Origin of the sequence: Cellulomonas sp. H30R-01 (assembly GCF_010119915.1) — a bacterium.
GTDB classification, from domain to species: domain Bacteria; phylum Actinomycetota; class Actinomycetes; order Actinomycetales; family Cellulomonadaceae; genus Cellulomonas; species Cellulomonas algicola.
Window position 1 is genome coordinate 2,937,590 of record NZ_CP048210.1, and the last position, 14,821, is coordinate 2,952,410.

The 14,821-nt window shown below is 75.1% G+C and carries 10 protein-coding genes; 5 read left to right on the forward strand and 5 right to left on the reverse strand.

Annotation, left to right across the window (positions count from 1 at the left end; genetic code table 11):
- Positions 1 to 10 precede the first annotated feature (10 nt).
- The gene (locus tag GXP71_RS13160; protein ID WP_162353006.1) at positions 11 to 1,558 is read right to left on the reverse strand and encodes a serine protease; all 1,548 of its coding nucleotides are present in this window, start codon (positions 1,556 to 1,558) and stop codon (positions 11 to 13) included.
- A gap of 376 nt (positions 1,559 to 1,934) precedes the next feature.
- The gene (purL, locus tag GXP71_RS13165) at positions 1,935 to 4,310 is read right to left on the reverse strand and encodes a phosphoribosylformylglycinamidine synthase subunit PurL (protein ID WP_162353007.1); all 2,376 of its coding nucleotides are present in this window, start codon (positions 4,308 to 4,310) and stop codon (positions 1,935 to 1,937) included.
- Between the two features lie 258 nt (positions 4,311 to 4,568).
- Here purL and GXP71_RS13170 point away from each other — a divergent pair, with 258 nt between their 5' ends.
- Positions 4,569 to 5,288 (forward strand): hypothetical protein, encoded by a 720-nt coding sequence (locus GXP71_RS13170; RefSeq protein WP_162353008.1) that lies wholly within the window; start codon positions 4,569 to 4,571, stop codon positions 5,286 to 5,288.
- 83 nt (positions 5,289 to 5,371) lie between these two features.
- Here the strand turns inward: GXP71_RS13170 and GXP71_RS13175 are convergent, their stop codons facing one another.
- Entirely contained in the window at positions 5,372 to 7,573 is a 2,202-nt protein-coding gene (locus tag GXP71_RS13175) for a SpoIIE family protein phosphatase (RefSeq protein ID WP_238402411.1), read from the reverse strand.
- 111 nt (positions 7,574 to 7,684) lie between these two features.
- On the opposite strand from GXP71_RS13175, the gene GXP71_RS13180 reads away from it, so the two are divergent.
- The 3 genes from GXP71_RS13180 (at position 7,685) to GXP71_RS13190 (ending at position 10,277) form a co-directional block, all read left to right on the forward strand.
- Entirely contained in the window at positions 7,685 to 8,449 is a 765-nt protein-coding gene (locus GXP71_RS13180) for a DUF2599 domain-containing protein (protein WP_202924248.1), read from the forward strand.
- Positions 8,450 to 8,505: 56 nt separating this feature from the next.
- Positions 8,506 to 9,438 carry an aldo/keto reductase gene (locus GXP71_RS13185; protein WP_162353009.1) on the forward strand — a complete coding sequence of 311 codons (933 nt, stop codon included), beginning with the start codon at positions 8,506 to 8,508 and terminating at the stop codon, positions 9,436 to 9,438.
- 173 nt (positions 9,439 to 9,611) lie between these two features.
- Positions 9,612 to 10,277, forward strand: coding sequence for a pentapeptide repeat-containing protein (locus GXP71_RS13190; protein ID WP_162353010.1), 666 nt, complete (start codon positions 9,612 to 9,614; stop codon positions 10,275 to 10,277).
- Between the two features lie 148 nt (positions 10,278 to 10,425).
- On the opposite strand, the gene GXP71_RS13195 is transcribed toward GXP71_RS13190, so the two are convergent.
- Both GXP71_RS13195 and GXP71_RS13200 read right to left on the reverse strand, forming a co-directional pair.
- Complete coding sequence (locus GXP71_RS13195) at positions 10,426 to 12,507, reverse strand: acyl-CoA dehydrogenase (protein WP_162353011.1); 2,082 nt, start codon at positions 12,505 to 12,507, stop codon at positions 10,426 to 10,428.
- Positions 12,504 to 13,370 carry a TetR/AcrR family transcriptional regulator gene (locus GXP71_RS13200; RefSeq protein WP_162353012.1) on the reverse strand — a complete coding sequence of 289 codons (867 nt, stop codon included), beginning with the start codon at positions 13,368 to 13,370 and terminating at the stop codon, positions 12,504 to 12,506. Before GXP71_RS13200 ends, GXP71_RS13195 begins: the two co-directional genes overlap by 4 nt.
- A gap of 114 nt (positions 13,371 to 13,484) precedes the next feature.
- On the opposite strand from GXP71_RS13200, the gene GXP71_RS13205 reads away from it, so the two are divergent.
- On the forward strand, positions 13,485 to 14,819 hold the full coding sequence (locus tag GXP71_RS13205; protein ID WP_162353013.1) for an acetyl-CoA C-acetyltransferase: 1,335 nt from the start codon (positions 13,485 to 13,487) through the stop codon (positions 14,817 to 14,819).
- Positions 14,820 to 14,821: the final 2 nt, after the last annotated feature.

Genomic DNA, 14,821 nt, shown 5'->3' on the forward strand with positions numbered 1-14,821 from the left:
GACGGCCTCGTCAGCCGTCCGCCTCGCCCGCCAGGGTCGCGTAGAGCGCCTGGAGCGAGCCGAGGACCTGCGTCTGGGTGGCGATGAGCGCCTCGAGCTCGGCGAGCACCGCGGCGAGGACCGTGTCACCGGCCTCGTCCTGACCGAGCGAGATGTACGGCCCGGCCTGCACGAACGGCCGCTGCCCGCCGACGAGGCCGCCTGTCAGCCCCGGGTTCACGACCGTCCCGCCGGGGTTGAGGATGCCGACGTCCGCCGCGAACAGCGTGCCCGGCTGGTCCGCCGCGCCCGAGTCGATCGCGACCGGCGTGCCCGCGTCGAGCGCGATGTGCGTGTCGCGGTTGAGCGACGTGAGGTTGTCCCGCTGGACGGGTGTGGCGAGGTCCTGCGCGAGCGGCGTGCCGAGGTGGTCCTGCAGCGTCGCGGTGCCGACGTCCGTGGCGTGCGTCGTCGCGAGGTCCTGGGACAGCGGCGTCCCGATGAGGTCCTGGATCTTCGGCGTCGCCGTGTCGGCGGCGATCGTGGTCGCGACGTCCTGGGCGATCGGGGTGCCGATCACGTCCTGGAAGCCCGTGTCCGTCGACGCGGCGGTGTCGGCCGACAGCAGCGTGCCGGTGACGTCGCTCGCGAGCGGGGTCGACAGGTCGAGGCCGAGGCCCGTGCTCGAGCTCGGCGTGAGGCCCTGCAACGTGGGCGACGCCGCGACGATCGCCGCGATCGCGACGCCCGAGTTGCTGCCGCCGGACGCCGTGCACCCGCCGTTGGTGTGCACGCCGACGACGCGTCCCGACGGGGAGTGCAGGATGCCCGAGCCCGAGTTGCCGCCGAGCGTGTCGATGTCGGCGTAGCGGATCGTGTTCGCGGTGACCTGCGTGGCCGGCCCCGCCTCGATGCGCTTCGGCGCCCCGACGGGGTGCCCGATGATCGCGAGCATGTCGCCGACCGCGGGGTTCGCGGTGCCGAACTCGGACCAGCCGTACGTGTGGCCGGGGTTGCCGGCGACGCGGAACAGCGCCATGTCGAGCCCGCCGAGCCGGTACTCGACGAGCTGCGTGATCGCGAACGACTGCTCGGCCTGGAGCGTGCCGCCCGCGTCGACCTGGTAGTTGAGGTTCACGTGCATGGCCTGCGCGGCCTGCTGCGGCGACAGCGGCGTGCTCGTGCCGTTCTGCCGCGGGATGGTCCAGCCGTTCGGGTCCGGGTCGAACAGGTGGCCGCACGTGAGGACGAGGTCGGGGCCGATGAGCGTGCCGGTCCCCCACCGCACGCCGTTGACGTTGCCCGGGTTGGTGAACGTCGCCGCCAGGTCGCTGTTCCACTGCACCTGCACGACGGGCCGCTCGTGGGCGTTGACGAACGCGACGGTCACGCCGAGCGTGCCGTCGTACTGCTCGACCTCCTGCGAGTCGTCCGTCGCGCCGCAGATGGACCGCAGCACCTCGGCGTACGGCACGCGCTCCCCGCCTCCGCGGGTCTCCTGCCCCGGCAGGTCCTCGAGGTTCGGCGGGTACAACCCGTCGCCGCCGAGGTCGGCCGGCTGCTTCTTCTTCGCTGGCATGGCCGTGCTCCTTCAGGTCGGCGACAGTCCCCCTGCCGCGCCACCGAGGAAGGAGCGCGTCGCCGCTCCCCGGATACCCGGTGAGCCCGGGGGACGCCTCGCGGTCGAAACGATTCGGGGGCGGGTCGTCCGGTTTCATGGACCCGCGCACACCCCGCGCGCGGACGGCACGCCTCCCGGTGCAGCGGCGTGCCGTCCGCACCTGCTCGCGGCCCGCGGCAGACGACGCGGCGCGACCCCGACGGGCCGCCACCGACGGTCGTCGCGGCGCACCAGGGCGTCCCGTCCGGACCGCAGCACGCACGACGACGCCCGCGCCGCACGAGGCGGACGCGGGCGTCGGGTGCTGCGGGGCCGGGACGGCCGTCGCGGCGGGTCAGCCGAAATACTGCGGGAGCGTCGCCGACCACGCCGCGCGGGCCTCGGCGAGCGGCAGCGTGAACAGGCCGCGCACCTCGACCGCCGGGGCGTGCTCGTGGTCCGCGTCGTCGACCGGCGTCCCGGCACCCGGGGTGCAGGTCTCGGCGGTCTCGCCGAGCCGCAGCGCGGGGACGCCGCGGGCGGTGCACAGGTCGAGCAGGCGCACCTCCTCCGAGCGCGGCACCGCGACGAGCACGCGCCCCTGCGACTCGGCGAACAGCGCCTCGAACGGCGTCACGCCGTCCCGCTCGCACAGGCCGTCCAGGTCGACCTGCACGCCCGTGCCGTAGCGCAGGCTCGACTCGACGAGCGCGATCGCGAGGCCGCCCTCCGACAGGTCGTGCGCGGAGTCGACCAGGTCGTCGCGGGCCGCGGCCACGAGGACCTGCGCCAGGCGCCGCTCCGCGGCCAGGTCCACGCGCGGCGGGGTGCCGCCGAGGTGCTGGTGCACGACGTCGGCCCAGGCCGACCCGTCGAGCTCCGCGCGCGTCTCGCCGAGGAGGTAGACGGCCTGGCCGGGCGTCGTCCAGCCCGATGGGACCGCGTCGGCGACGTCGTCGAGCACACCGAGCACGCCGACGACGGGCGTCGGGTGGATGGCCGAGTCGATCTTCCCGGGCTCGCCCGTGCCGTTGTAGAGCGAGACGTTGCCGCCCGTGACCGGCACCTCGAGCTTCTGGCACGCGTCCGCGAGGCCGCGGATCGCCTCGACGAGCTGCCACATCGAGTCGGGGTGCTCGGGGCTGCCGAAGTTGAGGCAGTCCGTCACGGCCAGCGGGCGGGCGCCCGTCGTCGCGACGTTGCGGTACGCCTCCGCGAGCGCGAGCTGCGCGCCCGTGTACGGGTCGAGCTTGCCGTAGCGGCCGTTCGCGTCGGTCGCGAGCGCGACGCCCAGGCCGGTGGACTCGTCGACCCGGATCACGCCCGAGTCGTCGGGCTGCGCGAGCGCGGTGTTGCCCTGCACGAAGCGGTCGTACTGGTTCGTGACCCACGACTTGTCCGCGAGGTTCGGGCTCGCGAGCAGGCGCAGGACCGTCTGGCGCAGGTCCGCGGCGGTCGACGGGCGGGCGAACCGCGACTCGTCGGCGATCGAGTCGGCGTTGAGCGCGTCCTGCCACGCGGGGCGCGCGTACGGGCGGTCGTAGACCGGTCCCTCGTGCGCGACGGTCTTCGGGTCGACGTCGACGATGCGCTGGCCGTGGTGGTCGATCGTCAGGCGGCCCGTGCCCGTGACCTCGCCGATCACGGCGGTCTCGACGTCCCACTTGCCGGTGATCGCCAGGAACGCGTCGAGCTTGTCGGGCGCGACGACCGCCATCATGCGCTCCTGCGACTCCGACATGAGGATCTCGCCGGCCGTGAGCGTGGGGTCGCGCAGCAGGACCTTCTCGAGGTCGACGTGCATGCCGCCGTCGCCGTTCGACGCGAGCTCGCTCGTCGCGCACGAGATGCCGGCCGCACCCAGGTCCTGGATGCCCTCGACGACCTGGGCCGCGTAGAGCTCGAGGCAGCACTCGATGAGCACCTTCTCCATGAACGGGTCGCCGACCTGCACGCTCGGGCGCTTCGACGGCTTGGTGTCGTCGAACGTCTCCGACGCGAGGATCGACGCGCCGCCGATGCCGTCGCCGCCCGTCCTGGCGCCGAAGAGCACGACCTTGTTGCCCGCACCGGACGCGTTGGCCAGGTGGATGTCCTCGTGCCGCAGCACGCCCAGGCACAGCGCGTTGACGAGCGGGTTGCCCTGGTAGGACGCGTCGAAGACGAGCTCGCCACCGATGTTCGGCAGCCCGAGGCTGTTGCCGTAGCCGCCGACGCCCGCGACCACGCCGTGCACGACGCGCGCGGTGTCCGGGTGGTCGACCGCGCCGAACCGCAGCTGGTCCATGACCGCGACCGGGCGCGCACCCATCGAGATGATGTCGCGGACGATCCCGCCGACGCCCGTGGCCGCACCCTGGTAGGGCTCGACGTAGGACGGGTGGTTGTGCGACTCGACCTTGAACGTGACGGCCCAGCCGTCGCCGATGTCGACGACGCCCGCGTTCTCGCCGATGCCGACGAGCAGGTGCTCCTTCATCGCCGGCGTCGTCTTGTCGCCGAACTGGCGCAGGTGCGTCTTGGAGGACTTGTAGGAGCAGTGCTCCGACCACATCACGGAGTACATCGCGAGCTCGGCGGCCGTGGGACGGCGGCCGAGGATGTCGCGGATCCGCTGGTACTCGTCCGGCTTGAGCCCGAGCTCGGCGAACGGCTGCTCCTGGTCGGGCGTCGCGGCGGCGTGCTCGACGGTGTCGGTCGTGGGCGCGGTGCGGGGGGATGCGGTGGTCATCGATTCCCTCGGTGGGGGCGCGGACGGCGGCGGGACGCCGGACCGCGGCGGGGTCGGCAGACGGGGACCAGGGTACCCGCGGCCGGACGGCGGGCCGGTGGGCGTCCAGGCGCGGCGAGGCGGGCACCGACGCGGCGCGGCGCACGCCCCTGACGTGCAGGTTCTCACCGGACTCTCATCGCCCGGTTCGTCCGTGATGTCCGGATCCCGCCTAGGGTCGTGCCCGCACGCCGTCCGAACCGATCCGCCCGAGGTCCGATGCTCCGCCGCGCCGCCGTCGTCGTCCCGCTGTCCTGCCTGCTGCTCGCGGGCAGCGCGGCCGCTGCGTCCGCCGGCGGCTCGGACGACCCGACGCCCTACACCGTGACCGCCGACGGGCTCACCCTGCCCGGCGGCCGCACGTTCGTGGAGCACGACCACGTCAACGTCCGGTACGTCGTCGACGGCCAGTCGCTCACCGCGCAGCTCCACGTCCAGGCCGCGACCGCGCAGGGGGCGTTCGCGGGCCGGACCGGGTTCGCGTGGACCGAGCTCGGCCTGCCCGACACGTACTGCGTCACGTGGGTCGAGGTCAGCGGGTACAACGAGCACTTCGGCGAGGGCGGTCAGCGGCCGGCGTGCACCGACGCCCCGACGACCGCCGAGCCGGTCGAGCCGATCCCGGCCGCGCCGGCCGGACCGCCCGCGGCCCCCGCGCCCGCCCCGGCGCCGAGCTCGAGCGGGACGCCCGCCCCGACGCCGAGCCCGACCGTGAGCGGTGCGGCGCTCGTCGCGACCCCAGGCCCGACGTCGTCCGCGTCCGTCGTGCGGTCCGAGGTCCTGAGCGCCGGTGCCGGGTCGGACGGCGCGCTGGCCCTCACCGGCAGCAGCCTGCTCGTGCCCGTCCTCGGCGTCGGCACGGCCGCCCTCGCCGCGGGCGTCGTGCTGCGGTCGGTCCACCGCCGCGGGCGGCGAGCCCGCCCCGCGCACCGCCTCTAGGTCGGCACCCGCGCCCACCCCGCGCCGCCGTCCGGGGGCGCGCGACGCACGCCCTCGGCGGACCCGGCCGGCGCCTCGCGCGGTCAGGCGGCCGTGGCCTGCGTGCCGGCGTGCGGCCGGACGTGCACCGCCAGGACGGCGACGTCGTCCTCGGCGTGGCCGTCGAGCATGCGCCCGACCAGCTCGTCGACGCCGCGACCCAGGCCGTCCTCGTCGTCGAGGGACACGCCCGCGAGCGTCTGCGTGAGGACCGCGCACAGCCGGGCCACCCCGTGCGACAGGTGCTCACCGCGCCGTTCGACGAGCCCGTCGGTGTAGAGCAGCAGGACGCTGCCCGGCGCGAGCAGCACCTCGTGCTCGGCACGCTCGGTTCCCCGGCCGACCCCGAGCAGCAGCTCGTGGCGGCCCACCTCGAGCGCGCGGGCGACCCCGTCGGGCGCCACGACGACGAGCGGCAGGTGGCCCGCGCTGGACCAGGACAGCCGCCGTGCACCCGCGTCGTCCGACGCGCCCGCGGGGTCGACGCGCGCGACGACCGCGGTCGCCATCGTGTCGACGCGCAGGCCCTGCATCGCCTCGTCGAGGTCGCGCAGGATGGTCGCCGGGGCGGCCCCGGACGTGTACCCGATGCCGCGCAGCAGCGTGCGGACCTGGCTCATCGCCGCCGCGGCCTGCGTGTCGTGCCCGATGACGTCGCCGACCGCGAGCACCGTCGAGCCGTCGCGCTGGAGGAAGGCGTCGTACCAGTCGCCGCCGACCTGCGCGGCCTTCGACGCGGGCAGGTACCGGACCACGACGTGCAGCCCCTCGGGCTGGACGGGCGCGGAGAGCAGGGCGCGCTGCAGCGACTCCGCCATCTGCCGCTGCTCCTCGTAGAGCCGCGCGTTGTCGAGCGCGAGCCCCGCACGGTCGGCGAGCTGCACGAGCATCGCGAGGTCGTCGGCCGTGAGGTCGCGCCGGCCCGCGTCGAGGAACAGCGTCATCGCACCGACCGTGCGGCCGCGGGCGCGCAGCGGGATCGCGTACGCGTTCTGCGGCGCGAGCTCGCCCAGCACGGCCCGGGCCTCGCCCACGGTGAGGACCTCGGAGATCGCGCGCGTCGCGTCGGGGACGGCGACGACCTCCCCGGTGCGCAGCGCCTGGTACAGGTACGACGACGGGTCGAGGGAGTTCAGCCGGAGCTGCGCGTACCGCGCGACGGTCTCGCGGCTCGCGGGGTCGCCGTGCCACGACGCGATGTCGCGCAGGTGGCGCTGGTCGCTCGAGAGCGTGATGAGGCACCACGACGCGAGGCTCGGCACCAGGTGGCGGGCCAGCCGCGCGACGGCGTCCTCGGTGTCGAGCGTCGAGGCGAGGTCGTCGCCCACCTCCGCGAGCAGCCGCAGCCGCGCCTGGCCGACCTCCGCGCGCTGGCGCGCCCACTCCGCGGCCCGCCGTTCGGCCTCGGCCCGGTCGCGGGCGCGTCGCGCCTCGTCCTGGGACCGGCGACGCTCGGTGCAGTCGGAGAAGTAGACCGACAGACCGTCGGTTCCGGGCCACGCGCGCACCTCGTACCAGCGGTCCAGCGGCGCCGGGTAGTAGGCCTCGAACGTGCGCGGCTCGCCGCTGCGGACCGCACCCCGGTAGTTCTCCTCGAACGCCGACCCGAGCGCGTCGGGGAACAGCTCCCAGACGACGCGGCCGACCAGCTCCGCGCGTGGACGGGCCAGCAGGACCTCGGCCTCGGCGTTGACGTAGGTGAACCGCCATGCGTCGTCGAGCAGGAAGAACGCGGCGGACATCGTCTCGAGCACGCGCGAGATGCGGGCGTCGGCGTCGCGCCGGTCGGTCGTGTCGTACGCCGCGCCGAGGACGCGCACGGCCGAGCCGTCGGGCCCCCGGAGCGCCTTGCCGCGGGCCTGCACCCACCGCACCGTCCCGTCGGGACGCACGACCCGGTACTCGGCGGCGTACTCGGCGCACGCGGCGATCGCGGCGCGCAGCGCCTCGTGCACCCGCCCGACGTCGTCGGGGTGCAGCATCGTCGCGAAGTGCTCGATCGTGCCGTCGAACTGCTCGCGCGGGACGCCGAAGAGGGCGTGCAGCTGGTCGTCCCACTCGAGCCGACCGGTCACGAGGTCCCAGTCGAAGCCGCCGACCTCCCCCGCCGTCACGGCGAGCTGCCAGCGCATGCGCTCACCCTCGAGCGCGCGGGCGACCGCCTCGACGCCGTCCGGGTGGACGACGCCGTCACGGCAGTCGACGGACGCCACGGGGGCGTCGTCGTCGGCGTCTCGGACGGGCACGGGCCCCCCTGGGCGGGCAGGTCGGTGCCGCGCGTCCGGACACCAGTCCGGTCAGCATAGGACGCCACAGGGTCGTGACCGGTGGTGACGCCGCGCTGCTAGCGTCCGGCCATGCGCCGCGCCACCCCGTCCGCCGCCGTCGCGGCCGGTGTCGCGCTGCTCCTGACGCTGGTCGCGTGCGGTCCGCGAGGCGCGGACGACGCGACGGCGAGCCCGCCCTCGTCGACCTCCCCGACGGACGCGGTGTCGCCCGATCGGACGCCGTCCGCGCCGGCCGTGCCCGACGCCGCGACGGTCCGCATGCAGGGCGTCCCGCTCGTCTCCGGGGCGGTGACCCTGACGCTCCTGACCGTGGCCCCGGCGACCGTGACGGTCGCCCCCGACGCCGACGGGAGCGCACGCGCGACCTCCTCGCCCGGCACCGTGCACGTCGCCGCACCCGCGGGCTGGTCGCTCACGGTGCTGACCGACGGGTCCGTGCTCGTGGCCGACGCCGCCGGGGTGCCGGTGGGTGGTCTGTCGGGCGGTGCGGCGGTGGCCGTCGCGCCGGACCTCGTGCGGGTGGACGGCACCACCGGGGCCGACCTGTGGCTCGCGTCCGCCACGGTCGCCGCGCTCTCCTGGGGCGACCGGGAGGGCGGCGAGTCGCTCGGCGTCACACCCACGGCCTGGGCGCGTGCGTCGGGCCTGGCCGCGCAGGACCTCACGTGGGCGCAGCTCGTCGCGCAGGAGCCCCGCGCCGACGCCCCGACGATGCACGACCAGCTGCTCTGCCACATGCTCGGCGCCCCCGACAAGGCGCAGTGGAACCTCGAGCCGTGGCGGCCCGACGTCGACGCGTTCACGATGATCGCCGCGCGCTGCAACCCGGAGTAGGACAGGACGCGCGCAGGGGTTGCGTTCGAGCGCGCTCGAAGCGGCACGGTGTCGTCATGACCGATCTGCGACTGGCACTGGGCACCATCCCCCTCGGCACCACGGTGGACGAGCGGGACTCGTTCGCCCTCCTCGACCGGTTCGTCGAGCTCGGCGGCATCCGGCTCGACACGGCCGACAACTACCCGTTCTGGCAGGACGGCTGCACGGGCGACGAGAGCGAGGCGACCATCGGCCGCTGGCTCGCCGCGCGCGGCAACCGCGACGCCGTCGTCCTCTCGACGAAGGTCGGCGCACGTCCCCGCACGCCGGGCGACCGGACGCTCGACGACGTCGAGGGCCTGTCCGCCGCCGCGATCCGGGCGGCCGTCGAGGGGTCGTTGAAGCGCCTCGGCACCGACCGGATCGACGTGTACTGGGCGCACGTCGAGGACCGCGCGGTCCCTCTGGAGGAGACCGTCGGCGCGTTCGGCGCGCTCGTCGCCGACGGCACCGTCGGGGTCCTCGGCGCGAGCAACCACGCCACGTGGCGCCTCGAGCGGGCGCGCCGCACCGCGCGCGACCTGGGCGTCGCGCCGTTCACGCAGGTGCAGCTCCGGCACACCTACCTGCAGCCGCGACCGGGCGTCCGGCTGCCCGAGGGCGGGCACACGCTCGCGACCCCGGAGACGTTCGACTACCTCGCCGCCGAGGGCGACCTGACGCTCTGGGCCTACAACACCCTGATGTTCGGTGCGTACACGCGGCCCGACAAGCCGATGCAGGAGCTGTTCGAGCACCCCGGCACGACCGCGCGGCTCGCGGTCCTCCACGACGTCGCGCGCGAGCTCGGGGTCTCGGCGAACCAGGTCGTGATCGCGTGGCTCGTCGCGAACGGCGTCGTGCCGATCGTGGGCGCGACGCGCGTCGAGCAGGTCGAGGAGGCGGTCGCGGGCGCGCGCCTGACGCTCGACGACGACCTCGTCGCCCGGCTGGACGCCCCGGCCTGACCGTCCGTCCCGCCGGGACGCGCGCCCGCGGACGTCGCCGCCCGACCTCGTCGGGCACCGCCTCCGTCGCCGCCCGACCGCCGCTCCCGCGTCCAGCCCGCGGGAACGCCCTGTCCGCGCACCCGGACCACCCGCCATGCTCGGGTGGTCCGGGTTCCGGCGGAGGGAGGCCCGTGACCGAGACGCTGGCCGCGCGCCTGGAGGCGCACCGGGCCTGGCTGCGCACGTCGGGGGCCGAGGGCGCGCGCCTCGACCTCGGCTCGGACCCGTCGCCGCCGGACCTCGCCGGGGCCGACCTGCGGGGCGCGGACCTCGCCGACGCGGACCTGTTCGGCGTGGACCTGCAGCGCACGGACCTGCGGGGCGCCAACCTGTCGGGCGCGCTGCTCGCGGGTGCCGACCTGCGCGGTGCCGACCTCACGCGCGCCCGCCTCGGCAAGGCCGACCTGTCGGGCGTGTGCGCGATCGGCGCGCGCCTCCACCGGACGTGGCTCGTCCGCACCGACCTGACGGGCTCCGACCTCACCGACGCGGACCTCAGCGGCTCGTACCTGGTCCGGACCGACCTGGGCGGCGCGGACCTGCGCGGCGCCGACCTGTCCGACGCGGACCTGCACGTCGTGCTCGTCGACGGCTCGACGTGGGGCGGCACGACCGTCCAGGGCGCCGCGGGCAGCGTCGGACCTGCCGACGGCGTCGTCGACCTCGCGGCCGACGGCGGCACGGTCCACCGCACGGTTCCCGAGCTCGTCGTCCTGCTGGCGACGGACGGCGCGACGCTGTCGACGGTCACGGACGAGCCGGGCGCACCACCGGCCTGGCGCGGCAGCATCGCCTGAGCCTGCCGGGAGGGACGCGGCGCGCCGACGACCCACGACCGACCTGCGGCTCGCGACCTCCGTCCACGGCGTCCCGGCCGCGCCGGGCACACGAACGGGCCCCGGGCTGCGCCTCCACCGCGCGCCCGGGGCCCGTCGTCGTGCCGGGTCAGCGGGTGTGCTTCTCCGGGATCGGGGCGTCGCCCGACGCGCGCTGCGCGCGGTACCAGGCGCGGGCCTCGTCCTGACGCTCCTGCTCGGCACCCGACGCGATGGGCGCGCGCAGGTGCGCCTGCTCGAAGCCGAACGCGTCGACGAGGTCCTGCGCGTGCGGGCGCAGGCGCGACACCAGCCGGTCGATGTACGACGTGACGGTCCGCGCACGGCCGGCCGACAGCCGCCCGTTGACGAGGTACCAGGCGAGGTGCCGCTCGACGAGCGTGAGCCCGAACAGGTCGCGCACCCAGGTGAGGACCTGCTTGGTGCCGGGGTCGTCGACGCGCGCGAGGGCGGCGGTGAACGACTCCCACTGGACGAGCTCGGCGTGCGCCCGCGCGGCCTCGACGATCGCGTGCTGCTGGCTGTTGAACAGCGCGGCGGACGTCGCGGCGTCGGCCTTCTGCGCCGGACGCAGGGCCTGCGCGATCTCGGCGACCATCGTCTCGACCCGGTCGACGAGCAGCGCCCGCTGGGTATCGGTCTCGCGGAGCTGACCGGCGCTGCGGCGGACGTCGCCGACGTCGGCGATCGTCTGGATCGCGCGGTGCAGCGGCGTGCGGAACCTTGCGGCGTCGGACGCGCGCTCCGCGACGAGCTGCGCGACCTTGACGGCGTCGAGGTGCTTGAAGCCCTGGGCGTAGTCCGTGAGGAGCCGCTTGCCCACCAGCTGGTAGAGGACGGTGTTGTCGCCCTCGAACGTCACGTACACGTCCATGTCGGCGCGCAGGCTGGTGAGCCGGTTCTCGGTGAGGAACCCGGCGCCGCCGCACGCCTCGCGGCACGTCTGGAGGGTCTTGAGAGCGAGCCAGGTCGACGTCGGCTTGAGCGCGGCGGCGAGCGTCTCGAGGTCCTCGCGCGTCTCCGGGGTGTCGTTGCGACCCGAGAAGACGTCGTCGAACGCGGCGAGCAGGTCCTCGTGCGCGAACCCGGCGGCGTACGTCTCGGCGAGCAGCGGCAGGAGGCGGCGCTGGTGCTCGGCGTAGTCGAGCAGGACGACCTCGTCGTTACCCGCGCCGGCGAACTGGCGGCGCTGGTTGCCGTAGGTGATCGCGATCGTCAGGCCGAGGCGCGACGCGGTGACGGCGGCGCCGTCGAGGGACACGCGCCCCTGGACGAGCGTGCCGAGCATCGTGAAGAACCGGCGCCCCGGGCTCGCGATGGGCGACGAGTACGTGCCGTCGGCGTCGACGTCGCCGTAGCGGTTGAGCAGGTTGACGCGCGGGACGCGCACGTGGTCGAACCACAGCCGGCCGTTGTCGATGCCGTTGAGCCCGCCCTTGAGGCCGTCGTCCTCGCCGCCGACGCCCGGCAGGAACTCCATGGTCTGCGGGTCGCGGATCGGGACGTAGAACGCGTGCACGCCGTGGTCGACGCGCGGCTTGCCGGCGGGCGACGTGATGAGCCGGGCGAACACGACGGCCGCGGTGCCGTGCTGGCCCGCGTTGCCGAGGTAGTCCTTCCACGCCGCCCGGAACGGCGTGTGGATGACGAACTCCTCGGTCTCGACGTCGTACGTCGCGGTCGTGCCGATCGCCGCGACGTCGGAACCGTGCCCCGTCTCGGTCATCGCGAACGCGCCCGGCACCGCGACGGACAGCGCGTCGGCGAGGAACTGGTCGTGGCTGCGCTCGGTGCCCAGGTGGTAGATCGCCGAGGCGAACAGCCCCCACTGCACGCCGGACTTGATCTGCAGCGACGGATCGGCGTGCCCGAGCTCCTCGAACCGCGCGAGGAACCCGCCGTGGTCCTCCGCGCCGCCGAACCGCACGGGGAACGACCGGTGCACGTCGCCCTCGGCGGCGAGCAGCCGCAGCTGGCCGAGCACCCGGTCGCGGTGCTCGGCCAGCGGCAGGCCCTCGATGCGGTGGAACCGCTCGTCGGCCATGAGCCGGCGCGCGCCCAGTCGCAGCTCGGGGTAGTGCCCGAGCAGCAGGTGCGCGAGGTGCTCGACGTCCAGGCGGACGTCGGCGTCGAGCCGGGGGTCGCCCTGCTCGGTCTCCGCCGGGGTCGGGCGGGGGGTGGTCGTCGTCATCGGGACTCCTCCGGGTCTGCGGGGTGCGTCGCGTCAGGGTGGGGTGCGTCGGGTCGGGTGCGGTCGCGGGCGAGCAGGCCGACGGGTCCGGCCCAGAGCCAGGCGGCGACCTGGGCGGTGAGGGCCTCGCGGTCGGGGGCGCCGGGCTGGTCGCGGTGCGCGAGCCACCACTCCCCCGCGCCGCGGACGAAGCCGACGGCGCCGGCGGCCCACGCCTCGGCGAGCGCCACACGCGCGGCCTCGTCGTCGTCGGCGGGGGCGGCCTCGTCAGGGGCGGCCTCGGGCCGGCGGGCGGTGCGGCGGCCGTCAGGCTGCTCCTGCGTGAGCCCGCGCGCGAAGGGGGCGGCGACGAGCGCGGTGACGGAGTCGAGGAAGTGGCCGAGCGGGCCGCCGGACTCGACGGACCCGTCGCGCGTCACGAACGCGTAGACGTTCGGCGAGGACTCGATCATCTCGAGGTAGACCGCGACCATCGCCCGCAGGCCCTCGCGCGGCGTCGGCGAGACGCGCAGGACGCCTTCGAGCGCACCCTGGATCTGCAGCACGACGGCCTCGGCGACCGCGATCTGCAGGCCGGTCTTGTCGGTGAAGTAGCGGTAGACGATCGACTTCGAGGTGCCGGCCGCTGCCGCGATCTCCTCCATCGACACGTCCGGGCCGTGGTGGTGGACGGTGCGGCGGGCGATGCGGACGAGCTCGGCGCGGCGGGCCTCGCGGTGGTCGGCCCAGCGGGTCGAGCGGCCGTCGACGGGCAGGTCGTGCGCGTCGGGCAGGGCACGGTCGGCCGGCGGCGGGCTTCCGGCGTCGGGGCGCAGGAGCGTGGGTGGCGTCGTCGTCGACGGCCCTCGTGTGATGGGGCTCACGAAACCGAAGGTATCAGGTACTGTGGGTTTCGGACACCACTTCGGGACGTAGGTCCCTCGCGCACCGGCACGAGGGCCGTCCGAGCTCGAGCGACGACGCGAGAGGAACCAGCCGTGGCACCCTCCCCCCGCACGACCCCCACCGAGGCGCCGACCACCCGGCGCGCCCTGGTGCTGGGCGGCAACCGGATCCCGTTCGCCCGCGCCGGCGGGAAGTACGCCCACGCGAGCAACCAGGACATGCTCACCGCCGCGCTCGACGGGCTCGTCGCGCGCTACGGGCTGCAGGGCGAGCGCATCGGCGAGGTCGCCGCCGGCGCGGTGCTCAAGCACTCGCGCGACTTCAACCTCACCCGTGAGGCCGTGCTCGGCTCCGCGCTCGCGCCGACGACACCCGCGTACGACGTGCAGCAGGCCTGCGCGACCGGGCTCGAGTCCGTCGTCGGGCTCGCCAACAAGATCCGGCTCGGCCAGCTCGACTCCGGCATCGCGGGCGGCGTCGACACGACGTCCGACGCGCCCATCGCCGTGAGCGACCGGCTGCGCCGCACGCTGCTCGACCTGTCCCGCGCGCGGTCCGTCGGCCAGCGTCTCGCCGTCGCGTCGCGCATCCGCCCGAAGGACCTCGCGCCCGCCGCACCCCGCACCGACGAGCCGCGCACCGGCCTGTCGATGGGCGAGCACCAGGCTCTGACGACCGCGCAGTGGGGCATCACGCGCGAGGCGCAGGACGAGATCGCGTTCGCGTCGCACCAGCGGCTCGCCGCGGCGTGGGCCGACGGGTTCTTCGACGACCTCGTCACGCCGTTCCGCGGGCAGACCACCGACGGCAACCTGCGCGCCGACACCTCGCTCGAGAAGCTCGCGACGCTCAAGCCCGTGTTCGGGCTCGGGCTCGACACGCCCGCGACGATGACGGCCGGCAACTCCACTCCGCTCACCGACGGCGCGTCGACCGTCCTGCTCGGCTCCGACGAGTGGGCTGCCGCGCACGACCTCACGCCCCTCGCCGTCGTCGTCGACGCCGAGGCCGCCGCGGTCGACTTCGTGCACGGCGTCGACGGGCTGCTCATGGCCCCCGTCTTCGCGGTCCCGCGGCTGCTGGCCCGCAACGGCCTGACGCTCGACGACCTCGACTACGTCGAGATCCACGAGGCGTTCGCGTCGACGGTCCTCACGACGCTCGCGGCGTGGGAGTCCGAGCAGTTCGGCAAGGAGCGCCTGGGCCTCGACGGGGCGTTCGGGTCCGTGGACCGGGCACGGCTCAACGTGCACGGGTCGTCGCTGGCCGCGGGCCACCCGTTCGCCGCCACAGGCGGACGGATCGTCGCCACGATCAGCAAGGAGCTGCACCGGCGCAAGCAGGCCGAAGGGCGCCCGGTGCGGGCGCTCGTGTCGGTGTGCGCGGCCGGCGGGCTCGGCCTCACCGCGATCCTCGAGGCGGCGTGACC